The sequence below is a fragment of the Streptococcus sp. KHUD_014 genome (genome assembly GCF_051106275.1).
Lineage (GTDB): Bacteria > Bacillota > Bacilli > Lactobacillales > Streptococcaceae > Streptococcus.
The window spans coordinates 499,169-524,712 of the sequence record NZ_CP193666.1 but is presented as its reverse complement, the minus strand read 5'-3'; the positions used below and the strand labels follow the sequence as shown (position 1 = coordinate 524,712).

Sequence of the window (25,544 nt, the reverse complement as noted above, 5' to 3'; positions counted from 1 at the left end):
AAGGAGAACTATGGTCAACTATCCGCATAAGATTTCATCGAAAAAAAGGCAGCTCCCCACTTCACAAACTAAAAATTTCGCAAATCGTGGGATGTCCTTTGAAAAGATGATTAACGCTACAAACGACTATTATCTGACACACGGTTTGGCTGTCATCCATAAGAAGCCAACTCCTGTGCAGATTGTCCGTGTAGATTATCCGCAACGTAGTCGTGCTAAAATTGTCGAAGCTTATTTTAGACAAGCATCTACAACCGACTATTCAGGAGTTTATGAAGGATTTTACATCGATTTCGAAGCTAAGGAAACCAAGCAAAAACATGCTATTCCGATGAAGAACTTCCATCCTCATCAGATTCAACATATGGAACAAGTCCTTGAACAAAAAGGGATTTGCTTTGTCCTTCTTCACTTTTCTTCTTATCAAGAAACGTATTTATTGCCGGCATTTGACCTCATCCGTTTTTATCATCAGGATATGGGGAAAAAGTCTATGCCGCTTGACTATATCAGAGAATTCGGTTTTGTGATTGAGCATTCCGCTTTCCCACAAATTCCTTATCTCGATACAGTCAAACAACATTTACTAGGTGGTAAAACAATATGAACAAACAAACTATCTTGCGCATCGTTAAATACCTTAGCATTGGCTTGCTAAGTCTATTTATCGCAGCTTTCCTGCTTGGTGGTGGTGTCTTTCTATACTATGCAAACAAGGCTCCTGAACTTTCGGAGAGCAAGCTTGTTGCAACTACTTCAAGTAAGATTTATGACAGCAAAAATGAGCTAATCGCTGATTTAGGCGCTGAGCGTCGTGTCAACGCTCAAAGTAGTGACATTCCTACTGATCTTGTCAATGCGATTGTCTCTATCGAGGATCACCGTTTCTTTAACCATAGAGGAATTGATAGCATTCGTATAGCAGGAGCTTTCCTTCGTAACCTTCGAAGCAATAGTGGTCTTCAAGGTGGATCGACTTTGACTCAGCAGTTGATAAAATTGACCTACTTCTCAACATCAACAGCTGATCAAACCCTATCCCGTAAAGTTCAAGAAGCATGGTTAGCCATTCAATTAGAACGGACAGCAACCAAGCAGGAAATCTTGACCTATTACATTAACAAAGTCTACATGTCAAATGGTAACTATGGTATGCAGACTGCTGCAGAGAACTATTATGGCAAGGATCTAAAAGATCTTTCTATTCCGCAACTAGCACTCTTAGCAGGTATGCCACAGGCTCCAAACCAATACGATCCTTATTCACATCCTGAAGAAGCTCTTGAAAGACGTAATCTCGTCTTGTCAGAGATGCAAAAACATGGTTACCTCACTGCTGAACAATATGAAACAGCCATCAATACACCAATCACTAATGGACTTCAAAGTCTAAGATCTGTTAATAGTTATCCTCAGTATATGGATAACTACCTTAAAGAAGTTATTGACCAAGTAGAACAAGAAACAGGTTATAACTTATTAACAACGGGAATGGAAGTCTATACAAACGTTGACCAAGAGGTACAAAAACGCCTTTGGGACGTCTACAATACTGACGAATACGTTGACTATCCAGATGATGACCTTCAAGCGGCTTCTACTATCGTGGATGTCACAAATGGTAAAGTCATTGCCCAACTCGGTTCTCGTCATCAATCAAGCAACGTATCCTTTGGTATTAACCAAGCGGTGGAAACCAACCGTGACTGGGGTTCAACCATGAAACCAATCACAGACTATGCTCCCGCACTTGAGTATGGCATCTATGACTCAACAGCATACATGCTTAAAGATGCTCCTTACAACTATCCAGGTACAAATATTCCTGTTTACAACTGGGATAAATCATATTTCGGAAACATTACCCTTCAATATGCTATCCAACAATCCCGTAACGTTACAGCAGTTGAAACGCTTGAAAGGGTCGGATTAGACCAGGCTAAAACTTTCCTAAATGGGCTAGGAATTGATTACCCAACTATGGTCTATGCTAACGCCATTTCAAGTAATACAACTGAATCAAATAAAAAATATGGTGCTAGCAGTGAAAAAATGGCCGCTGCCTATGCTGCTTTTGCCAATGGTGGTATCTACCACAAACCAATGTATATCAATAAAGTTATCTTTAGTGATGGTAGTTCAAAAGAATTTTCTGACGCTGGAACTCGCGCTATGAAGGAAACAACTGCCTACATGATGACAGAAATAATGAAAACTGTACTTACCTACGGAACAGGCCGTGGTGCCTACATGTCCTGGTTACCTCAAGCAGGTAAGACGGGTACATCTAACTACACAGATGATGAAATTGAAAATTACATTAAGAGATACGATTATGTCGCACCTGATGAATTGTTTGTAGGATATACCCGCAAATATTCAATGGCGGTTTGGACAGGTTATTCAAATCGTCTCACTCCAATCGAAGGAGATGGATTTAGAGTAGCGGCCAACATCTATCGCTCAATGATGCAGTACCTTTCCGAGGATGATTCCCCTGGTGACTGGACGATGCCAGAAGGAGTTTATAGAAGTGGAGAATTCGTCTTCAAAAACGGAGCACGAAGTAACTGGATTCCACAGTCAACTCAAGCAAGTACAACAACTGAGAGTTCAAGTTCAAGTTCCACAACGGAAGCCCAAGCTCCTTCTGCCGAAAACACGAACGGCACTACCAATCCAAATGCCTCAGTACCAAATACAACTACAAATACTCAACAACAAAATCCAGCCCCACAAAATACACAAGGGCAACAATAAAACATGATTAAAGACCTGAGAAATATAGCTCAGGTCTTTTCTTGTCCACTACTATATAAGGAATCCAAAATGTTAACAATTGAATGCAAAAAGTGAGAGTGGGACAGAAATCGGTAATTCGTTAGAATTCGATTTCGTCGTCCCACCTCCGCACAGTTGAGTAGGGCTGTAAAAGCTGATGAAATCAGCGTAGTAGAGCCCACTCAACCACTGCGTCTTGCTCGACAATCCAAAGACAATTGAGAGGCTAGGACTTTTGTCCCAGCCTCACCAACTATTATTTCACATGGTTTGCAAGATCTTCTTGCGCTTTTTTATTAGATTCTTCTTTTTCTTTCTTCCATTTATCTTGAGCTTTTTGATATTCATCAGCAGTTACTGGTTTATCTTGAAGTTCAAGGTACTTGTACAAGAGGGCTTCACTCATACCCTTGTTACCTGAGTATGCAAATGGAAGGGTGAATGGTACCATCTTAGACAACATTGGACGTCCAGTTTGAGAAGTTGTTGGAATAATCAAAGCGCTATCTGTCAACCAAGCTTGGGCAGCAGCATATTTATCATAACGTTTTGAAACATCTGTGTCTTCATTGCCAGCTTCAACAACCATCTTTTCGTAATCTTCCAAACCAACTTGTTTGGCAGCAGCGTTGTTTGTACCAGCATCAAATCCTAGATAAGTCTTAGTATTTTCACCAACAGATGGTTTGATGATATCAAGGTAAGTAGATGGGTCAATGTAGTCTGGAGACCATCCAACGTTATCTGAGAGATCCCAATCTTCTCCAGCAGCTGTTTCAGCAAAGTAGGTAACATTTAAGACTTCATCTTTTTGAAGCTGTTGAATATCAATAACGACATTGTCAGTTCCTAATGTTGCTTCAAGCGATTGTTTCAATGACTGAACACGTTGAACTTTTGTCGTATTAGTTTGGTCAACTGGCATATCCAAATGAATTGGGAATTGAACGCCTTCTGCTTGGAGAGCTGTCTTAGCTTTAGCAAATTCTGCTTTCGCTTTTTCAGGATTGTAAAGACCATCTTGAGCATCGTCTAGATTAACATCTTTCCACTCGTCACCATAGGTTACCAATTTTTCTTTAACTAACTCACCAAAGTTTTTACCATCAGCTTGAACAAATGTTGGTGGTACGAACAAGTTACGAAGTAGTTTTGTCGCTCCACTTTCTCCATTGACTTGAGAAGCATAGGCTGTTCTATCAAAACCAAAGGCGATGGCTTGACGGAAGTCTTTGTTTAGGAGAGCTTTTTTAGTTGATGTCTTTTGCTCATCTGTAGTCTTAGAAGTGTACTTGTAAGACTGACGGTCAATATTTGTCCCAACTAAGAAAGTAGCAGAATCTTGTGGTGTATAAACGATGTTATCCTTAAACTCTTTTTCAAGTTCAGGATATCCTGCACTTGTTGGGAAGAGACGAGCCATTGAGAAGCCGCCATCCTTAAAGGTGTCTGCAAGTTTGTCTGTATCTTGACCATCCCAGAATGATAGTTTTACTTTATCAATATGAACATTGTCCTTATCCCAGTAGTTTGGATTCTTTTCAAATTCTACTGAAGATTTTGCAACCAATGATTTCAACAAGAAAGGACCGTTGTAAAGAATACTGCTTGGATCTGTCGCTTTAGCAAAATCTGCTCCCTTAGAATTCAAGAACTCTTCATTGACTGGTGCAAGAATACCCATGGTTGTCTTAGAGTTCCAGAAGCTTTCTGGTTTATTCAAAGTGTATTGAACAGTTTGATCATCAATTGCCTTGATTCCAACTTCTGAGAAGTCTTTTACTTCACCTTTTACATAAGCATCAAGACCTTTAATGGATTCTTGAACAAGATAAAGGGCTTCTGACTTATTATCAGCTGCATATTTAAGACCTGTTACAAAGTCTTGAGCTTTCACAGGTGCATACTCTTCACCTTCAGAAGTGTACCACTTAGCATCTTTACGGATTGTATAAGTGTAAGTCAACCCGTCTTGAGATACTGACCAGTCTTCTGCCATAGATGGCACGAAGTTTCCGTAACGGTCATTCTCCATCAAACCGTCAACGACATTACTTGTGATATTAGCAACCGCAGCCTTACCTGTTGTCAGATAGTTGAGACTGTCTGGATCTGTTTCATAAACGTAAGAAAAAGTTTTCTCACCTTTTGCACTAGAGCCTGAACCTGAACAAGCTGCCAAAACACCTGACGCTAACAGAGTCACTCCTGCTAGGGCCATTACTTTTGATAATTTCATAATAAACTCCTTTATGACTTTTTATACATTATAGTCCCTTTTCAGCCATGTGTCAATACAATTTTCAGAATTTTTCAAATTGATTTGAAAATATTTTCTTCCTCTATTTCTAATATGAAAATCTTTTTAGGAAAATTTCAATCATTGACATTTATCAACTATATCTTTATGATATAATGAAAGAAGAAAGTTGAAAGGAAATACCATGTCAAAAGAAGTTATTGTTGAAAGTTTTGAACTAGATCATACGATTGTAAAAGCTCCTTATGTCCGATTGATTGGAGAAGAGACTGGACCGAAAGGAGATATCATTTCTAACTTTGATATCCGCTTGGTTCAACCAAATGAGGACTCTATCCCTACTGCTGGACTTCATACTATTGAGCACCTCTTGGCTAAGCTAATCCGTACTCGCATCGACGGTATGATCGATTGTTCACCATTTGGTTGTCGCACAGGATTCCATATGATTATGTGGGGACGTCATTCTAGCGCTGAAATCGCAGCTGTCATCAAGGATTCATTAAAAGAAATCGCTGAGACAACAACTTGGGAAGATGTCCCAGGAACAACTATTGAATCTTGCGGAAACTACAAGGATCACAGCCTATTTTCAGCTAAAGAATGGGCAAAATTGATTCTCCAACAAGGAATCTCAGACGATGCCTTTGAACGTCATGTCATCTAATAATAAAAAAGAAACCAGCTTTTGAACTGCACCCCAAAAGTTAGACATAAAAATCTAACTTTTGGGGTGTTTTTATTATGAAATTAACTTATGAAGATAAAGTTCAAATATATGAATTAAGAAAGAAAGGAGAGAGCTTTAGACAACTTTCAAATCAATTTGGGATAAACATTTCTAATCTTCAGTACATGATTAAATTGATTGATCGTTATGGAATAGAGATCGTCAAAAAAGGAAAGAATTGTTACTATTCTCTTGAACTAAAACAAGAGATCATTGATAAAGTTCTTCTTGAGGGGCGTTCACAAATTAGGGTGTCTCTGGATTATGCTCTTCCAAGTAGTGGATTACTTTCGAATTGGCTGGCACAATATAAGAAAAACGGGTATACTATTGTTGAGAAAACAAGAGGGAGACCACCTAAAATGGGACGTAAGCCAAAGAAAAGATTTGAAGATATGACAGAATTAGAACGTCTTCAAGCAGAAAATGAGTACTTGAGAGCGGAGAATGCCATTCTAAAAAAGTTGAGAGAACTCCGATTGAGGGACGAAAAGGAGCAAGAAGAAAAACGGAAATTGTTCAAGGACTGGTAATAGAGTTTTCTTTAGATATCCTTCTAAAGATTATTAAGCTTGCCCGTTCAACCTATTATTACCACTTAAAACAGCTGGATCAAAGCGATAAGGATTATGATATTAAAGCTGAAATTCAGTCAATTTATACTGAGCATAAAGGAAATTACGGCTATCGTCGCATGACTCTAGAATTACGAAATCGTGGCTTCGTAGTGAACCATAAGAAGGTGCAGCGTCTGATGAAAGTACTTGGTTTAACGGCTAGAATTCGCCGTAAACGGAAGTATTCTTCATACCAAGGAGAGGTTGGCAAGAAAGCAGATAACCTTATTCAACGTCAATTTGAAGCAACCAAACCAATGCAAAAGTGCTACACAGATGTGACAGAATTTGCCATTCCAACAAGCAGCCAAAAGCTTTATTTATCACCAGTTTTAGATGGATTTAACAGCGAAATTATCTCCTACAATCTTTCTACTTCGCCGAACTTAGTACAAATGAAAGCTATGCTAGAACAAGCCTTTACAGAGAACCATTACGAAAATACAATTCTCCATAGTGACCAAGGATGGCAATACCAACACGATTTCTATCATCATTTTTTAAAGAATAAGGGAATCCAACCATCTATGTCACGTAAGGGGAATAGCCCAGATAACGGTATGATGAAATCTTTCTTTGGCATTCTTAAGACTGAAATGTTTTATGGTTATGAGAATACGTTTCAGTCACTTGAGCACTTGGAACAAGCTATTGTAGACTATATTGATTACTACAACAACAAACGAATTAAGGTAAAACTAAAAGGACTTAGTCCTGTACAATACAGAACTAAATCCTTTGCTTAAATTAATTGTCTAACTTTTTGGGGTCAGTACAGTTTGAACTGGTCCTTTTTTTATTTTAAAATCTTTATTTAGGCTTTTTCACGAATGACCAAGACACCATCTTCCATATCAGCTTCTAGGTGTTTAGCATCAAGGTTATCCAAGTGGAAATCTGTCACTTTATCTCGGATTTGTTGTTCAACCACACGACGGAGTGGACGAACACCCATAACTTCATCATATCCTTCTTCAGTCATGTATTCTTTGGCTGCATCGCTCACTGCCAAGTCGATTTCTTTCTTAGCAAGAGTTTTGTTCACTTCTACTAACATCAAGTCAACAATCTTAGAAAGGTCTTCCTTGCTCAAGTGCGAGAATTCAATCACAGCGTTAAAGCGATTGAGGAATTCTGGACGGAAGTAAGGTTTCAAACGATCCATAAGTTCTGGTTTATCAGCATCTTCTGTCAAGTTAGCTTCGTAACCAAAGCCTGCGTTTGAAGTTGCGATAATCACCGTATTCTTGAAGTTGACAGTGTTACCTTGACCATCTGTCAAACGACCATCGTCCAAAACTTGAAGGAGAAGGGTGATGACTTGAGGGTCAGCCTTTTCAATCTCATCCAAAAGTACGATTGAGTATGGATTGCGACGGACGCGTTCTGTCAAGGTATTGTTGTTGTCATCGTAACCAACATAACCTGCAGTTGTACCAATCAATTTAGATACGGCTGTACGGTCGCTATATTCTGACATGTCCAAACGGATGATGGCATCTTTCGTTCCGAACATATCAAGAGCCAATTGTTTGGCCAACTCAGTCTTACCAACACCAGTAGGACCTACAAAGAGGAAGCTACCGATTGGACGGTTACCTTCATCAAAACCAGCACGGTTACGACGGATAGCTTTTGCTACTGCTTCAACAGCCTTGTCTTGGCCAATAACTTTCGTTTGCAAACGGTGACCCATATCTTTCAATCGTTCAATATCGGTTGCACCCATTTGCGATACTGGGATTCCAGTCATCCGTTCGACAGACTCAGCTACATCATTTACAGTAGCTGTAACCTTGTGATCTTCTGTATGATTAGCAATTTGCTTTTCAAGCTCCTCGATACGAACTTTTGCATTTAGAGCTGCTTCGTAATCTTCTTTAGCCGCAGCTTCTTCTTGTTTAGTTTTTTCCGCTTGAATTTCGTGCTCAACTGCATGTACATCTGTAACTGGGTGTTGTGCTGCCAAGTGAGCAGCTGTCACATCCACAAGGTCAATAGCCTTATCCGGCAAGCTACGTTGTGGAATATATTGAACAGAGTAATCAACGGCAGCTTTCAAGACTTCATCTGGCAAAATAACATTGTGGTGTTGTTGATAAAGCTCTCGAATGCCTTGAAGAATCTTGAAGGTATCTTCAGCAGATGGAGCATTAACTTTTACTTCATTGAAACGACGAGCAAGGGCTGCGTTTTTCAAGATGGTATTACGATATTCATCTTGAGTAGTTGCTCCAATCACTGTCAATTCACCACGTGAAAGAGCTGGTTTCAAGATATCCGCAAGGCCTTTAGATCCTTGGCCATCACCTGTGCTACCAGCACCAAGGATTTGGTGAATTTCGTCGAAGAAAAGGATAATATTTCCAGCTTCTTTGACTTCGTTTACCAAGTTTTGAATGTTTTCTTCAAAGCTACCACGGTATTGAGTACCAGCTTCAAGTCCAGAAATATCAATAGAAATAATCTCTTTGTTCTTGATAGCTGCAGGAACGTCACCGTTCACGATAGCTTGGGCCAATCCTTCTACTACTGCAGTTTTACCGACACCAGCATCACCGACGAGAACTGGATTATTCTTTGTGCGACGAGAAAGAATTTCAGAAGTTTCTTGGATTTCTTTATTACGTCCAATCACTGGGTCCAACTTCCCTTCACGAGCTTCTGCTGTTAAGTTACGTCCAAGTTTTGCAAGAATCCCATCTTGTTTCATACCTTTACCTTGAACGTACTGAGCTTGTTCACTTCCTTCGCTTGGAAGTTGACCAGTTTGACGGTAAATAGCGAATTCTTCAGGCGTTACTTCACGGCCGTTAATCAAGTAACGACGGTTTTCTGAACTGTATCCACGCATACCACCCATCAATTGGTTAAACAAATCATCCATGTTGTTAAAGTTATTAAAGTTGTTATTCATATTTCATACCTCGTTTGTTTTCAAATTTACTTAGTCAAAACAATTTGACTTTCTCTGACCTTTGTTTTAAAAAATTTAGACTAGCTATTTGCTACTCTACGTATAATTTCAGGTTTTTCTTTATAAAGCAAAACATTCTTGCTTGGTGTTTTAAAAATATCAAAATAAAACATAGGTTGTACCTCTTTTCTAGGTTTTACCCATACTTTGATCTTAAGATAGTATATACAATCATCTTAAAATCAAGGTTTTCTAAGGACTTTCCTTATCCTTATGTTCTTAGTATATCACTTTGGTCAGTAAAGGTCAAGTATTTTGACCTAAATTGACTATTATTTTTTAAAAAAATTTATGGTACTGAAGATATTAAATATGAAAATACCTTTTACTTATCTTTTTTTCGAGTAAGAGCTGATTTTCAAGCTTCACTGATGATAAACATCAATGATAGCCTAACAATGTTAACCTTAGGAAGTAGATTCCTATGTCTAGAAAGCAAATTTCCAACTCTAAATTTATAACAATATTTATTCAAATTAAAAAAGCCAGTCATCAGACTGGCTCAGTTTTTAGTATTGCTGAATCTTATAGCAATGCATCATCCATTGAAAGAACTTCGTGGAAGACACGTTGTGTCAATTCAGTTTTTTGTTCTGGAGTGAGGTACTTAGTATTTACACAGTATCCTGAGATACGTACGATTACGTCTTCACCTGACATGATCTTTTCATAAACATCATTCAAGTCCATAACGTTCAAGTTAACGTGTTGTCCACCGTTTTCGAAGTAACCATCAAGGATTGTTACCAAGTTATCAACTTGTTCGTCACGAGTTTTACCAAGAGCGCGAGGTGATACTTGAGTTGTCAATGAGATACCATCAGCTGCATAACCAAAGTCAAGGCTAGCAAGTGAGTTCAAGTTTTGCAACCATCCACCTTTAGCTTTGTTAGATGGGTTAGCACCTGGTGAGAAGAATTCAAGTTTAGACAAGTTTACAGAACCATCTTCGTTGAGGTATACACCTTTGTGGACTGGTGAGTTACCAGTTTGTTTAGAGTAAGCAACGTTAGATGTGATTGTCAAAAGTGATACTGTAGCTTCTGCATCTTTGTATAGTTTGTGGCTACGTAGACGAGTTGTGTAAGCTTCGATCAACCATTCTGCCAATTCGTTTGAACGTGGGTCATCTTCACCCCAACGTGGGTATTCACCGATTGTTTCGTAATCGTAGATGTAGCCATTTTCGTCACGGATTGGTTTAACTGTAGCGTACTTGATAGCTGACAATGTATCAACAGTGTTAGCAAATCCACAGATACCGAATCCCATGTTAGCACGTTGTTTAGTTGGCAAGAAGGCCATTTGAACAGCTTCGTAGTTGTACTTATCAGTCATGTAGTGGATGATGTTCAAAGCATCTACGTAAGTATCAGTCAACCAGTCAAGAGATTTTTCAAAGTTTGCTTTAACTGATTCGAATTCAAGAACTTCGTCGCGGATTGGTTCGATGTCAAATACTTTATAGTCTTTATGAACATCGTCGTAACCACCGTTCAAACCAGTAAGAAGAGCTTTAAGAACGTTAACGCGAGCACCGAAGTACTGGATGTTGTGGCGTTGTTCTTCGTTTTCTGGGTCAAGTGGAGACACACAACATGAGATACAGCTCATTTCACCGTATCCATCTTTAGCCATTGTTGTAACACCTTCGTATTGGATTGAAGAGTGTTTGTGGCTCATGTGCATACAGTAGCGACGGAAGTTGTATGGCAATTTGTCAGTCCAAAGAACTGTCAAGTTTGGTTCTGGAGAGTTACCGATATTATCAAGAGTGTTCAAGAAACGGTAGTCCATCTTAGTAACACGGTGACGACCGTCGTTACCCATACCAGCCATAGAAGTTGTGATGAAGGTTGGGTCACCTGAGTACAATTGGTCGTAAGCTTTTGTACGAGCAAACTTAACTGTACGAAGTTTCATAACGAAATCATCAACAAATTCTTGGATTTCTGATTCAGTAAATGTACCACGAGCAAGGTCACGTTCTGCGTAGATATCCAATACGATTGGCACACGTCCTAGAGATGTAGCTGCACCGTTGATAACACGGCAGACAGCCATGAAGGCAATGTTTACCCATTGGATAGCTTCTTTAACGTTCATCGCTGGTTTGCGAACGTCAACTCCGTAAAGATCACCCAAGCGTACAACTTGTTGCAATGCTTGATATTGAAGGTTGATTTCTTCACGAAGACGGATTGTTTCTTCATCGATTTCTTCGATTGAGTTCCAATCGTTCACTTTTTCTTGCATCAAGTAGTCTGCACCGTAAAGAGCAAGACGCGCATAAACACCGATGATACGTCCACGTGAGTATGCATCTGGAAGACCAGTTACAGTGTGAGCGTGGCGAGCACGACGGATGTTTGAAGTGTAAGCACGGAAGATACCGTCGTTAACAGTTGTTACATATTTTGTGAAAATTTCGTGAACAGCTGGATCTGGCTCGTATCCATTTTCTTTCAAAGTAGTTTCAGCCATACGGATACCACCTTTTGGCATGAAGTTCAATTTGAAGAGTTCGTCATTTTGGATACCAAAGATAACTTCGTTTTCTTTGTCGATAAATCCTGCAGGGATATCAGCGATAGATGTTGGACGAGTGTCCATTGGGAAACGAGTTTCTTCGTAATGTGCTTTAGTTTCTTCTACGATTTTTTTGATGTGAAGTGAACGTTCTGTTGGTCCTGCAAGGAAGCTTTCATCTCCATCGTAAGGTGTGTAGTTTGCTTGAACGAAACGAGATACACTTGCTTTTTCTTTCCAGTCAACACCTTTAAAGCCTTCCCAGGCTTTGTCAAAAATGTCTTGTGCTTCAACAACTGTCTTAACAACCATGTTAATGTCCTCTTTTTTCTTTCTAGTAACAGTCATCTGTTACATTCATGTACTCAGTATAACATACAGTAAACGATTTCAACAAGTAGAAAATCTCTTTTTTAGCACTTTCTTTTCTAATACAGTTTCAAAAATAAATAAAACTGTATTATAGTTTTGAAAAGAATTACTTGGTTTTCATTTTTTCAGAAAAAGAGTATAATGGAAAATAAGAACACCCTAGCAAAGGAGATAGCATGCTGATTTTTCCTTTAATGAATGACACATCAAGAAAGATCATCCATATTGACATGGATGCCTTTTTTGCTGCGGTAGAAATCAGAGATAATCCAAATCTCCGAGGGAAGCCAGTCATTATTGGAAATGACCCTCGAAAAACAGGGGGTCGAGGCGTTGTTTCAACCTGTAGCTACGAGGCAAGAGCTTTTGGAATCCACTCTGCTATGAGCTCTAAAGAAGCTTACGATCGTTGCCCTCAGGCTATCTTTATTTCTGGAAATTACGACAAGTATCTGGCAGTTGGCCAGCAAATCCGTTCTATCTTCAGACGCTATACAGACATCATTGAACCCATGAGTATTGATGAAGCCTATCTGGATGTCACCCAAAACAAACTGGGGATCAAGTCTGCAGTCAAAATAGCTCGCTTAATCCAAAATGATATCTGGCAAGAACTTCATCTAACTGCTTCTGCTGGTGTTTCCTACAATAAATTCCTAGCTAAAATGGCTAGTGATTATCAAAAACCACGTGGCTTGACAGTTATTGTCCCTGATGAGGCTGAAAATTTTCTCAAGCAGATGGATATTGCCAAATTTCATGGTGTCGGTAAAAAAACAGTAGAAAAACTCCATCAGATGGGCGTTTTTACAGGGGGAGACCTACTTGAAATTCCAGAAATCACTCTCATTGATCGTTTCGGCCGACTAGGCTTTGACCTTTATCGAAAGGCTCGTGGTATTCATAATTCTCCTGTCAAGTCCAGTCGCATTCGCAAGTCGATTGGCAAAGAAAAAACCTATCGGAAAAGTCTCCAGTTAGATGAAGATATCAAAAAAGAGCTGACCATTCTCTCTAGAAAAGTCGCTCTCAGTCTCCAAAAACACGAAAAGTCCGGTAAAATAGTTATTCTGAAAATCCGCTATCATGACTTTTCTACCCTTACCAAACGGAAAAGCTTGTCGGAAAGCACGCAGGATGAGGAAATCATTGCTCAAACTGCTATCCAGCTTTATGAATCTCTAGCCGATAAAGATAAGGGAACCCGCTTATTGGGAGTCACTGTGACTGGATTTTAAAAGAGCTTGGACAAAAACTCAATTTCAGGAGTAAATGAAGTAAATCTTCCCACAATAAAACGCATAGTATCAAGGTTTTTCAACATCTGATATTATGCGTTTTTTGATTTTAAAGACTTTTTGCCCCGCCTCTTTTTTCTTATACAAATAATCGAACGAAGCTATAAAGTAGTAATACACTACCTAGGACAATACGGTATTTACCAAACATCGTAAAGTCGTGTTTTTTCACATAGCTAGTTAAGAAACGGATAGCAACCATGCTGACTGCAAAGGCTACTACCATAGCAACTAGAAGTAAGAAGAATTGACCAAAACTCAACACTTCTCCCGCTTTGATGAATTTAAAAATTTTCAAAGCACTGGCTCCAAACATAACTGGAATTCCTAGATAGAAGGTAAACTCTGTCACCACTGAACGACTAGTACCATTTAACAAACCACCGACGATAGTAGCACCTGAACGGCTAGTTCCTGGTAAAAGAGCTAAGACTTGGAAAAGACCGATATAAAGGGCTGTTTTATAAGGTAATTTGTCCAACTCAGTAACTGTTGGCTCAATAGCTTGCGCTTTGTTACGTTTTTCAAGATAGATAAAGGCAACCCCATAAACAATCAACATAATAGCCACTGACACCATATTATGAAAATGAGTATCAAACCAGTCATCGAACTTAAAGACAAGGAGAAGAGGTAGAGTCGCTACAAAAACCTTGGACCATAACTGCCAAGTTTTACGGACTTGTAGCTTATCCTTACCAGGTTTGAAGGGATTAAGCTTGTTAAAGTAGATAACCATAACCGCTAAAATAGCTCCAAGTTGAATAACTACGTTAAACATAGACATGAAGGCTTCACTCTGGTCTTTATACTGGACAAACTCTTCTGCTAGGATCAAGTGACCTGTACTTGAGATCGGTAACCATTCCGTAATTCCTTCAACAATACCAAAAAAGATAGATTTTAAAATTTCAATAAGATACATAGATAACTCCTTTTTCTATCCTCCATTATATCATACTTTTATAAACTGTGTTTAGTTTTCTTTAAAAGGCGCCGATACTACCGCCACCGCCACCGCCTGAGAAGCCGCCTCCAGAACTTCCATTACTAGAAGATACTGAGTAAGTACTTGCCGTATTTGCGACACTGGCATAATGGCTCATTTGCGCTGTTGAATGGTAAAACATGCTATGCCAGCCATAGGCTACATAGAGATTGATATCTGGATTTTCAACTTGGATCTGGTGAACCTTCATCAAATGGCTAACCTTGTCAGCATATCCAAACAAAGTTGCATACACTAATAGACGATTCCAAACAACAATACTTTCCAATTCAGCCTGATCCAGTCGTGCAATCTCACGTAACATATTTTCAAAACTCGTCCAAAGATAATAGACCTCCGCTCCTACTTCATTTAGAACACCATCACGATTATCTAGTCGAATCTTCCAATAATAGAAAGCAGCCAAAACTAAACCTAGTAAGCCAAGTATGGGCAAGGGCAGGTAAAGATAGCCATGAACGTCCAAACTGTACAAGAACAAACCAAATCCGATGATTAGTGGGAAAATAGTAGAAACACCCATGCTCACTTGCAAGACCTTTTCCCCGCTAGTCAAGGGGCGATAATAATTTGGCAGCCCCAAGAAAGCGACTCGGTCCTTGACCCCTTCTTGCATCTCTTTCAATGCTCTTTCAAAAGAATATTTGAGCTTACGGCCTTTTGTTTGAATCCGTTTTTCATCAGTAGCTTTCGCTCCACGGTAAAGGCTCTCAGAGACCTTATAATCCGCAAACAAATCAGAAACAGCAACTTCTTTTTTACCTGAAAAGGCCAGATTTAGACAGGTCCTCTCAAAGCTTGCCAAGCCATCTTCTTTTACCAACCTTAAAGTAACTGCATCTCCTTCTGAAATAATAGAGACATTCCCACGGTCGATTACATCTAGTAAGGTAGCCTGAATAAGCTGGTTGAAGTCGAATTTTCCTGCTCCTTTAATTAGAGGACTCACTTCCTCCAAGGAAGTAGAGTAAACAGCTTCAGATAAAACCATAGGCTCTAATTCCATCGGCGGTTCATAGAGACGATGATTTTTGGCATATTTGACTGAAGGACTTGTCTTTCTTTTATAAATAAAATAGAAGCAGATACTTAATAACAAGGAAAGTGAAGAAATCAAAGGAACCACCAAAGTAACTAGATATTTACTCTGCTCTTTTTCTCTTACAATCGAGTCTTCTATCTTGTTAAACTCTTCTAAACGATTTCCTTTTAAGCCCTGATCCATAGCGCTAGCAAAATCGGTTCGCGGCCAGTAAGCATGCAACTCGACTCCACGCTGAGACGGAAGATTATCTAAACGAATAGTATAGTCAGGACCACTCTGCTCAATCCTTCCCTCTCTAAAAAGTTGCCCTGTGTGGAAAAAGAGTTTTTCGGCCCCCTTATCTCCCCTTACATGAAACTCAAACTTTTCAATAGATTCTGAACTGTCGGTTAAGGGTTGCCAATTTAATTCAGCGATATCATCATATAAGAAAAGAAGATTTTTCAATTGCCAGGTAAGTTCCACTTCGACCCTGTCCCCTTCCTGACCTGGATTATAGACTTTAACAGTATAACCATTCGTTTCTTCTGTCACTTCGCTAGTAAAATTTTCGATTTTATGACCATTTTTAAAGGCCTCAACCTTTGGCTGAGGATCAATATAAAATCCGCTAGGCATCTTGCCTGCACGACCAAGACCCACGATTTGGCCATTAAAATCATCCTCGAACTGGTAAACTATCTTCTGCCTAAATTCCGCTGTATTATCTGCATGAATATACAGTTCTCCTTTATAGGATGGAATGCTAAACTCCACTGCAAAAACCGGTTTGGGAACAATTATCAGACAAGTAAATATAAGTACTATTAACCATCTTTTTTTCATAATATAGCCTCTTTTGACCTTTTTCTCATTATATCATTTTTTTCCAAGTAAGGGTTTACTAGGATTGAAAAACTTGCTAATTTTCGATACAATAGAGAGAAGTCATTTTGAGACTAGAAATAGGAGAACACATGAAGAAATTATTCTTATCTATATTTACAGGTCTAGCATTAACCCTAGGCCTGATGAATACTGTCCAAGCTGATGAATATTTACGCATCGGGATGGAAGCAGCATACGCTCCCTTCAACTGGACACAAGACGACGATAGCAACGGTGCTGTCAAGATTGACGGAACCAACCAGTACGCCAATGGTTATGACGTTCAGATTGCCAAGAAAATTGCTAAGGATTTAGGAAAAGAACCCCTCATTGTTAAGACAAAATGGGAAGGTCTGGTTCCAGCCCTTACTTCTGGAAAGATCGACATGATCATCGCTGGTATGAGTCCCACTGCTGAGCGTAAGCAAGAAATTGCTTTTTCAAGTAGCTACTACACTAGTGAACCCGTTCTTTTAGTTAAGAAAGACTCTACCTACGCCAACGCTACAACCTTAAACGATTTTGATGGTGCTAAAATCACCTCTCAGCAAGGGGTTTACCTTTATGATTTGATTTCACAAATCCCAGGTGCTAAGAAAGAAACAGCCATGGGTGATTTTGCTCAGATGCGTCAAGCTCTTGAAGCTGGTGTTATTGATGCCTATGTTTCTGAACGACCAGAGGCTCTAACTGCCGAGTCAGCGAACGCTAAGTTCAAAATGATTCAGCCTGAACCTGGTTTTAAAACTGGAGAAGAAGACACTTCTATCGCTATCGGTCTTCGCAAAGAGGATAGCCGTATTGACCAAATCAATGCCAGCATCGAAACCATCACTAAAGATGAGCAAGTTGCCCTAATGGATCGTATGATTAAGGAGCAACCTGTTGAAGCTACCAGTAGCGAAGAACAAAGCAGTTTCTTTGCTCAAGTGGCAAAAATTCTTGCAGAAAACTGGCAACAACTCTTGCGAGGAGCTGGTATCACACTTTTGATTTCCATCATCGGTACTATCACAGGTTTGGTTATTGGTCTAGCAATCGGTGTCTTCCGTACTGCCCCACTCTCTGAAAACAACTTTATAGCAGTCTTGCAAAAAGCACTTGGCTGGTTACTCAGTGTCTATATTGAAATCTTCCGTGGTACACCGATGATCGTACAATCTATGGTTATCTACTATGGAACTGCCCAAGCTTTCGGAATCAATCTCGACCGTACACTTGCTGCAATCTTTATCGTTTCTATCAACACTGGTGCCTACATGACGGAAATCGTCCGTGGTGGTATTCTAGCCGTTGACAAGGGACAATTCGAAGCAGCGACTGCACTTGGTATGACCCACAATCAAACCATGCGTAAGGTTGTCCTACCACAGGTCGTTCGCAACATCCTACCTGCAACTGGTAATGAATTTGTCATCAACATAAAGGATACTTCTGTACTGAATGTTATCTCTGTTGTAGAGCTTTACTTCTCAGGAAATACGGTAGCAACCCAAACCTACCAATACTTCCAAACCTTTACCATCATCGCAGTTATCTACTTTGTCCTCACCTTTACCGTAACCCGTATCTTACGCTTTATCGAACGTCGTATGGATATGGATACCTATACGACAGGTGCTAACCAAATGCAAACGGAGGATTTGAAATAATGAGTCAACCAATCCTTGAAATCAAAAACCTCAAAAAATCCTACGGACAAAATGAGGTCCTAAAAGATATCTCTCTCACTGTTCACAAGGGAGAAGTTATTTCTATCATCGGAAGTTCGGGTAGTGGTAAATCAACTTTCCTACGTTCTATCAACCTACTAGAAACACCAACCGAGGGAGAAATCCTCTATCACGGTGATAACGTCCTAGAAAAAGGCTACGACCTCACTCACTACCGTGAAAAACTAGGGATGGTTTTCCAATCCTTTAATCTCTTTGAAAACCTCAACGTTCTTGAAAATACCATTGTCGCTCAGACAACTGTCCTCAAGCGTGAACGTGCAGAAGCTGAAAAAATTGCTAAAGAAAATCTCGATAAAGTTGGTATGGGAGAACGCTACTGGCAGGCTAAACCTAAACAGCTTTCCGGCGGTCAAAAACAACGTGTTGCCATTGCCCGCGCTCTTTCTATGAATCCAGATGCCATTCTCTTTGACGAACCTACATCCGCTCTTGACCCTGAAATGGTCGGTGAAGTTCTTAAAATCATGCAAGATTTAGCTCAAGAAGGCTTGACCATGATTGTCGTAACCCACGAGATGGAATTTGCTCGCGATGTTTCTAACCGTGTCATCTTTATGGACAAGGGTGTCATAGCAGAAGAAGGAAAACCGGAAGTCCTCTTTACCAATCCAAAAGAAGAACGAACAAGAGAGTTTTTACAACGTTATTTAGGATAAAAAAAGGCGATGAGCTTTAAATTAGTAGACAAGGTCTCGATTTCCTAGCCCCATCCCTCCAAGACTATAACTATCCACTGGATTCTTGAAAATTGTGAATAAAGATTTGTAAAAAGAATCTTGAAAGTCTCATTGACAAAAAAATCAAAAACTTATTACTCACAAAAATTGAGAGTGGGACAGAAATCGGCAATTCGTTAGAATTCGATTTCGTCGTCCCACCTCCGCACAGTTGAGTAGGGCTGTAAAAGCTGATGAAATCAGCGAAGTAGAGCCCACTCAACCACTGCGTCTTGCTCGACAATCCAAAGACAATCGAGAGGCTAGGACTTTTGTCCCAGCCTCTTTTATGTATTTGAAAACTCACTCTTGTGCTCGCTAGCCTCTGTCTCCTGCTTCCTAATCACGAAATACCTCTAGTTATATTGCTGGTCTTTTCTTAGATTTTTATGGCTAAAATCACTCTGCTCCCTATCAAGCTAGTTCATTCTAACAAATAGACTCGTTGAGCAGATCATAGTAAGGCTATTTTATAGTCTCGTAAATAAAAAGCAGACCCTAAAGTAGAGTCTGCTGGTATCCAAAGATTAATCTTCAAATTTTTCATGATTTTTTTCATAGAAATCAATTAATCCAAGGGCTGTTTCAAAGGAAATATTTTTAACTTTTGCACGTCCTTGAGCCAGAGCAATGATAGACATTTCACGTGCATTCGTTTCTTTAGAAATACGATAACCAGTGATCTTCTTATCACGAACCCAGCTAACAACTGATTCTACTTTTTCAAAGTTAGACTTAGCCATGTTTTTCTCCTATTTTATTCTTTACGATATTTAATTGTATATGTTTTTAAGGGATTTGTCAATAAAAAAACATATAGTCAATCAAATAAAACGTTAAGATTATATTTACTTAGCTTTCAAAGCCGATAATATATGGGTTCGTATATCTTCAACTCCATTAGGATTTGCTGGCAAGAAAATTGTATTATTACCTTCTTTTTCTGCAAAATTATTCAATGTATCTAAATACTGGTTGGTTAATAGGATTGACATAATTTGCTCTTCAGTTAATTCAACATTGGCTCCTTTTAATTCGATAATAGAATCAGCAAGTCCATCAACAATTGCTTTACGTTGCTCTGCGATCCCCACACCGTGTAGGCGATCTTTTTCTGCCTCTGCTTCGGCCGCTGTTACGATCTTAATTTTATCTGCTTCAGCCAATTCTTGTGCTGCCACTCTTTTACGTTGAGCAGCATTGATCTCGTTCATAGATTGTTTGACTTCGGCATCCGGCTCTACTTTGGTAATGAGCGTCTTAACGATAATGTACCCATACGTTGACATTTCTTCTGCTACTTGTTTTTGAACTTCTAATGCAATTTCATCCTTTTTCTCAAACAATTCATCCAAAGTTAACTTAGGAACAGATGAACGCAATGCATCTTCAATATAAGATTTGATTTGAGCTTCAGGTCTCATTAGTTTATAGTAAGCATCAGTAACGTTTTGCTCATTTACACGGTATTGTGTCGCAACATTCATAGTAACGAATACATTATCTTGGGTCTTGGTTTCTACTACGATTTCACTTTGCAAGAGTCGTAATTGTACTCGAGCGGCAATCTTATCAATGCCAAAAGGTGCACGTAGATGAATACCACTGTTGCTCAACTTTTGATACTTACCGAACCGTTCAATAATAGCCACCGACTGTTGTCGAACGACATAGATAGAGCTCACTAAAATAGCTCCAACAATAAGCATTAGAATAAATAGAACAAGTATAACTTGTAAAACCATGGGAATCTCCCCCTTTCTTCACTTACATTATAGCACTCGTAAATAGGTTAGGCAAATAATATGATAAAAATTTCATAGGAAATTAAACAAGCATATTATAAAGAGTTTCATTGCCATTCAAATTAATATAGGCAGGGTCAAAACTTTCCATTCTACGAATAAGGCTAGCATAGTCGTGCTTATCAGATAAAGCAATTCCTATTAAAACTGGTCCTGTTCCCTTACTAGCTCGTTTGATATACTCAAAACGAGTAATATCATCATTTGGTCCTAAGATATCATTTACAAACTCTCGAAGTGCTCCCGGACGTTGTGGGAAATTCACTACAAAGTAATGCTTGATACCATCATAAATCAAGGCACGCTCTTCCATCTCTGGCATACGGTTGATGTCATTATTCCCTCCAGAAATGATACAACAAATGGTTTTATCCTTGATGTAGTCGGACAAAACTTCCAAGGCCGCAATGCTGGCAGCTCCTGCAGGCTCTGCTACAATTCCTTGTTTAGAGTAGAGATCGATTAAGGTTTCAGAAATCAATCCTTCATCTACACCAATAAGCGTTTCAACATGTTTACGTGTCGCTTCATAGGTTAATTCCCCAACCTTCTGAACTGCAATGCCGTCAGCAAATTTGTCAATTTCCTTTAGTTTGACAGGCCCACCTGCTTCAAAGGCCGCCTTCATTGATCGGGCTCCATTGGCTTCTACACCAATGACATCAATCTCTGGATTTGTTTCCTTTATATAAGTAGAAACTCCAGCGATCAAACCACCTCCACCAACAGGTACTAGAACAGTGTCAAAGGCTATAGATTCTTTGCGTGCTACTTCCAAAATTTCATAAGCAACGGTTCCCTGTCCTGCTTGAACATTGGCATCATCAAATGGATCAATAAAAGTACGATTTTCAGCCATAGTAAACTCTTGTGCTGCTTTAGCGGAAGCATCAAAGGTATCTCCAACCAATTTAATAGTTACAAAATCTCCTCCAAAGAAACGGACCTGACCAATTTTTTGTTGCGGTGTTGTAATGGGCATGAAAATTGTTGCAGGAATCTTCATTTCATTACAAGTGTAAGCTACTCCTTGAGCATGATTGCCCGCTGATGCACAAACTACTCCACGTTCACGTTCTTCCTTAGTCAGTTGCGAAATGGCATAATAAGCTCCACGAATCTTAAAAGAACGCACTCGTTGGGCATTTTCTTTTTTAAGATAAATCTTGGCACCATATTTTTCCGACAGATAATGATCATATTCTAGTGGAGTTTCAACCACTACACCATTCAAAACTTTATGGGCTTTCACCACATCTTTTGCACTTATCATATTTTCTCTTTCTTGAAAGGATCAAAATGTGAAAGCGAGCTCGGTCCCCCCAACTCGCCTTCATGTTTACATATTAGTTATAGATTTTAAAGGCATCATCGTCATTTTTGCCGACAAATGGCATTGCTTTACGTAATTCAACACCAACTTTTTCAATCTCAAGGTCAGCTGCTTGTTCACGGTAGGCAGTTAATTTTGGACGACCAGCTTTATAGTCGTTTACGAAGTCGTTTGCAAATTTACCATTTTGGATATCAGCAAGAACAGTCTTCATATTTTCTTTCACTTGGTCAGTGATTACACGTGGACCTGAAACATAGTCCCCATACTCGGCAGTGTTAGAAATTGATTGACGCATTTTCTTGAATCCACCTTCGTAGATCAAGTCAACGATGAGTTTCATTTCGTGAAGGACTTCAAAGTAAGCCAATTCTGGTGCATAACCAGCTTCAGTCAAGATTTCGAATCCTGCTTCCATCAAGGCAGTTAAACCACCACAAAGAACTGCTTGTTCACCAAATAAATCTTCTTCAGTTTCTTCTTTAAAGCTTGTTTCAAGAAGACCAACGCGTGCTGAACCAACACCTTTAGCCCAGTCCATGGCGATATCTTTAGCATTTCCTGTTGCGTCTTGATAAACTGCATAAAGCGCTGGAACACCAAATCCTTCTTCGAAGGTACGACGTACCAAGTGACCTGGCCCTTTAGGAGCACACATGAATACGTCAACACTTTCTGGAGCTTTAATGAATTCGAAGTGGATGTTAAATCCATGTGCAAAACCTAGAGCATTACCAGCTTCCAAGTTAGGAGCCACTTCTTCCGCATAAAGGTCTGCTTGGATTTCATCTGGTGCCAAGATCATGATGACATCAGCCAATTTAGTAGCTTCAGCTACTGTGTAAGTCTCAAAACCATCTTCTTTTGCTTTGTCAAAAGATTTACCTGGGCGCACACCGATGATCACATCATGGCCTGTATCACGCAAGTTTTGAGCGTGAGCATGACCTTGTGAGCCATAACCGATAACGGCGATTTTTTTACCGTCAAGTGCTGCTACTTTTACATCTTTTTCATATTCCATTTGAACTGCCATAGTTTTTCTCTCTTTTCTATTTTTATTGCCTTATAGGCTAGATTAACAAATTTAGGTTGGATTCTTTTACTCAATGAAAATCAAAGAGCAAACTAGGAAGCTAGCTGTAGGTTGCTCAAAGCACTGCTTTGAGGTTGTAAATAAGACTGACGAAGTCAGTAACATATACCTACGGCAAAACGACGCTAACGTAGTTTGAAGAGATTTACGAAGAGTATTAGTCGCGGGTAAATCCAGTTGCACCCGTACGAGCGATATTGCGAATACCATATGGTCGAATCACTCGTAATAAAGCTTCGCTCTTTTCTGCATTTCCAGTCATTTGAATGGTAATAGAACTTGGAGCCACATCCACTACTGTTGCACGGAAAGGCTGGATAATAGCCAGAATCTCTGCACGTTTTTCAGCAGGTGCTGAAACCTTTACGAGTATAACTTCACGTTCCAAGTGGGGTTTATCTGTTATATCACGAATACGAATCACATCAATCTGACGATTGAGTTGTTTGATGATTTGCTCAACTTCATCATGTGAAGCGACATCAATGATCAGGGTAATGCGTGATACATTCGGATCTTCCGTTGCTCCAACAGAGATACTTTCAATATTGACCTGACGGCGAGAAAGAACACCTGTAAAACGGTTTAGAACTCCTGAGCGATTTTGAAGTTTTGCTGTTAACATTCTACGCATTGAACTTCACCCCCAACATCTCATGATTGCTCTTACCAGCTGGAACCATTGGAAGAACATGCTCTTTACGGGAAATATCAACCTCGATGAACATAGGAACATCTTCCAAAATGACTTCTAAATCCTTTGCCAAGGTCTCAGGATTGTCAAATTTATAATTTTGAATACCATAAGCCTGGGCCATAAGCTGAAAATCAGGTAGTGTTTCAAATACAGACTCCGAAGTTCTTCCTTCATAGAAAGACTCCTGCCACTGGCGAACCATCCCAAGCGAATGGTTATTGAGCATAATGACCTTGATTGGAATCTTGTAAACATTCAAGATTGCCAGTTCCTGATTGGTCATCTGGAAACCACCATCTCCAACAAAGAGAACAACTTCCTTATCCGGATTTGCAATCTTGGCTCCGATAGCTGCAGGAACACCGAATCCCATGGTTCCTAGACCACCTGACGTTACCAGTTGACGCTCATTTTGGTAAGGATAGTATTGAGCTGTCCACATTTGATGTTGCCCAACGTCTGTTACGACAATGGCATCGCCTTTGGTCAATTCACCCACACGTTCTATAACTGCTTGTGGTTGCACGACACGTTCCTTCTTATCGTAAGAACGAACACGGTTCTTATCTTGAGTGACTTTCTCAATCCATTTCTCTGTGTTATTATGAACAGTTGGCTCAGAGAGCAAGAGCTCCAGGGCCTTCTTGGCATCTCCAACAACAGGGATATCAACAGAGATTATCTTTCCAATCTCAGCTGGATCGATGTCAATGTGAGCAACTTTAGCATTCTTAGCAAAGGTCTTAGGATTTCCAGTCAAGCGATCATCAAAGCGACAACCAATAGAAATCATAAAGTCAGCTTCAGTCATAGCAATATTTGCTGCAAAGGAACCATGCATTCCGCCCATTCCCAAAAATAATGGATGGCTAGTTGCTATCGTTCCCTGCCCCAAAAGACTTGTAACAACAGGAATTTGATAACGTTCTGCAAATTCATTTAACTCTGCTGCAGCCTCTGCATAGCTAATTCCACCACCAGCTAACAAAACTGGTTTCTTAGCCTTAGACAACTGTTTCAAGATTTTCTTGATTTGCATCTCATTAGGCTCTAGAGTTGGTTGATAACTTGGTAAATCTATCTCCGATGAATAGACGAAATCCGTCTCAAGGGCAGAAACATCTTTTGGTAAGTCAATGACAACCGGACCAGGACGACCTGTAGTTGCAATATGGACAGCTTCCGTAATAATCCGTGGAATATCCGCTGTTTCGCGCACCTGATAGTTATACTTAGTGATTGGCATGGTTATACCAACGATATCTGCTTCTTGGAAAGCATCCTTACCGATTCCCGCTCTTGCGACTTGCCCTGTGAAGACCAAAAGGGGAACACTATCGCTCATGGCATCTGCAATACCTGTAATGGCATTTGTTGCTCCCGGTCCACTTGTGACGACTGCGACACCAAGTTTTCCTGTTGACTTAGCATAACCTTCAGCTTCATGAAGACAACCTTGTTCATGGCGACCTAGAATATGGCGAATACCTTTAAAATTATAAATAGCATCATACAAAGGCAATACAGCTCCGCCTGGATAACCAAAAATCGTATCGATTCCTAAGTCACAAAGTGTTTCCAAAACGAGTTCTGAACCTGACTTTGGTGAGTCTAAAATGATTTTCTCCATTCTACCCCTTTCTCTTCTCTTAAAAATAGCTTGTTACTATGATACC

Annotated in this window: 18 protein-coding genes; 7 read left to right on the top strand and 11 right to left on the bottom strand. The window is 39.7% G+C overall.

The genetic code is table 11. The features are described from left to right. Positions 1 to 10 precede the first annotated feature (10 nt). Both recU and pbp1a read left to right on the top strand, forming a co-directional pair. Positions 11 to 607, top strand: a complete 597-nt coding sequence (recU, locus tag ACORHT_RS02575) for a Holliday junction resolvase RecU (RefSeq protein ID WP_075229960.1) — start codon at positions 11 to 13, stop codon at positions 605 to 607. Further along, the gene (gene pbp1a, locus ACORHT_RS02570) at positions 604 to 2,760 is read left to right on the top strand and encodes a penicillin-binding protein PBP1A (protein ID WP_434350500.1); all 2,157 of its coding nucleotides are present in this window, start codon (positions 604 to 606) and stop codon (positions 2,758 to 2,760) included. The genes recU and pbp1a overlap by 4 nt, the downstream gene beginning before the upstream one ends. 277 nt (positions 2,761 to 3,037) lie before the next feature. Here the strand turns inward: pbp1a and ACORHT_RS02565 are convergent, their stop codons facing one another. Continuing rightward, positions 3,038 to 5,020, bottom strand: coding sequence for a peptide ABC transporter substrate-binding protein (locus ACORHT_RS02565; protein ID WP_434350499.1), 1,983 nt, complete (start codon positions 5,018 to 5,020; stop codon positions 3,038 to 3,040). Between the two features lie 205 nt (positions 5,021 to 5,225). Between ACORHT_RS02565 and ACORHT_RS02560 the strand changes: the two genes are divergently transcribed. Further along, positions 5,226 to 5,708: an S-ribosylhomocysteine lyase gene (locus ACORHT_RS02560; protein WP_004251981.1), complete on the top strand. Its 483-nt coding sequence runs from the start codon at positions 5,226 to 5,228 to the stop codon at positions 5,706 to 5,708. 77 nt (positions 5,709 to 5,785) lie between these two features. Next, positions 5,786 to 7,134 (top strand): IS3 family transposase gene (locus tag ACORHT_RS02555; RefSeq protein WP_434350498.1). Its coding sequence is split into 2 segments (ribosomal slippage): positions 5,786 to 6,236 and positions 6,236 to 7,134, totalling 1,350 coding nucleotides; the frame shifts between segments, so codons are not numbered across the junction. A 68-nt stretch (positions 7,135 to 7,202) separates the two neighbouring features. Here the strand turns inward: ACORHT_RS02555 and ACORHT_RS02550 are convergent. Beyond that, complete coding sequence (locus ACORHT_RS02550; RefSeq protein WP_434350497.1) at positions 7,203 to 9,305, bottom strand: AAA family ATPase; 2,103 nt, start codon at positions 9,303 to 9,305, stop codon at positions 7,203 to 7,205. A 585-nt stretch (positions 9,306 to 9,890) separates the two neighbouring features. Then, a complete protein-coding gene (pflB, locus tag ACORHT_RS02545; RefSeq protein ID WP_414270984.1) occupies positions 9,891 to 12,206 on the bottom strand; it encodes a formate C-acetyltransferase in 2,316 nt (771 codons plus the stop codon). Between the two features lie 236 nt (positions 12,207 to 12,442). On the opposite strand from pflB, the gene dinB reads away from it, so the two are divergent. After that, positions 12,443 to 13,504, top strand: a complete 1,062-nt coding sequence (gene dinB / locus ACORHT_RS02540; RefSeq protein WP_434350496.1) for a DNA polymerase IV — start codon at positions 12,443 to 12,445, stop codon at positions 13,502 to 13,504. A 139-nt stretch (positions 13,505 to 13,643) separates the two neighbouring features. On the opposite strand, the gene ACORHT_RS02535 is transcribed toward dinB, so the two are convergent. Together ACORHT_RS02535 and ACORHT_RS02530 are read right to left on the bottom strand one after the other, a co-directional pair. Beyond that, positions 13,644 to 14,489, bottom strand: a complete 846-nt coding sequence (locus ACORHT_RS02535; RefSeq protein ID WP_434350495.1) for an undecaprenyl-diphosphate phosphatase — start codon at positions 14,487 to 14,489, stop codon at positions 13,644 to 13,646. A gap of 61 nt (positions 14,490 to 14,550) precedes the next feature. Beyond that, a complete protein-coding gene (locus ACORHT_RS02530; RefSeq protein ID WP_434350494.1) occupies positions 14,551 to 16,443 on the bottom strand; it encodes a DUF2207 family protein in 1,893 nt (630 codons plus the stop codon). A gap of 131 nt (positions 16,444 to 16,574) precedes the next feature. On the opposite strand from ACORHT_RS02530, the gene ACORHT_RS02525 reads away from it, so the two are divergent. Then, entirely contained in the window at positions 16,575 to 18,137 is a 1,563-nt protein-coding gene (locus ACORHT_RS02525) for an ABC transporter substrate-binding protein/permease (RefSeq protein ID WP_434350493.1), read from the top strand. Then, positions 18,137 to 18,877, top strand: a complete 741-nt coding sequence (locus tag ACORHT_RS02520) for an amino acid ABC transporter ATP-binding protein (RefSeq protein ID WP_075229969.1) — start codon at positions 18,137 to 18,139, stop codon at positions 18,875 to 18,877. Before ACORHT_RS02525 ends, ACORHT_RS02520 begins: the two co-directional genes overlap by 1 nt. Positions 18,878 to 19,464: 587 nt before the next feature. Here the strand turns inward: ACORHT_RS02520 and ACORHT_RS02515 are convergent. The 6 genes from ACORHT_RS02515 to ACORHT_RS02490 form a co-directional block, all read right to left on the bottom strand. Further along, on the bottom strand, positions 19,465 to 19,680 hold the full coding sequence (locus ACORHT_RS02515) for a hypothetical protein (RefSeq protein WP_001130043.1): 216 nt from the start codon (positions 19,678 to 19,680) through the stop codon (positions 19,465 to 19,467). A gap of 105 nt (positions 19,681 to 19,785) precedes the next feature. Further along, positions 19,786 to 20,682 (bottom strand): SPFH domain-containing protein, encoded by an 897-nt coding sequence (locus ACORHT_RS02510; RefSeq protein WP_075229970.1) that lies wholly within the window; start codon positions 20,680 to 20,682, stop codon positions 19,786 to 19,788. A gap of 82 nt (positions 20,683 to 20,764) precedes the next feature. After that, complete coding sequence (ilvA, locus tag ACORHT_RS02505) at positions 20,765 to 22,015, bottom strand: threonine ammonia-lyase IlvA (protein ID WP_434350492.1); 1,251 nt, start codon at positions 22,013 to 22,015, stop codon at positions 20,765 to 20,767. A 73-nt stretch (positions 22,016 to 22,088) separates the two neighbouring features. Beyond that, complete coding sequence (ilvC, locus tag ACORHT_RS02500) at positions 22,089 to 23,111, bottom strand: ketol-acid reductoisomerase (protein WP_434350491.1); 1,023 nt, start codon at positions 23,109 to 23,111, stop codon at positions 22,089 to 22,091. Positions 23,112 to 23,328: 217 nt separating this feature from the next. Then, complete coding sequence (ilvN, locus tag ACORHT_RS02495; protein ID WP_075229973.1) at positions 23,329 to 23,805, bottom strand: acetolactate synthase small subunit; 477 nt, start codon at positions 23,803 to 23,805, stop codon at positions 23,329 to 23,331. After that, positions 23,798 to 25,498, bottom strand: a complete 1,701-nt coding sequence (locus ACORHT_RS02490; protein ID WP_434350490.1) for an acetolactate synthase large subunit — start codon at positions 25,496 to 25,498, stop codon at positions 23,798 to 23,800. Before ACORHT_RS02490 ends, ilvN begins: the two co-directional genes overlap by 8 nt. Positions 25,499 to 25,544 lie beyond the last annotated feature (46 nt).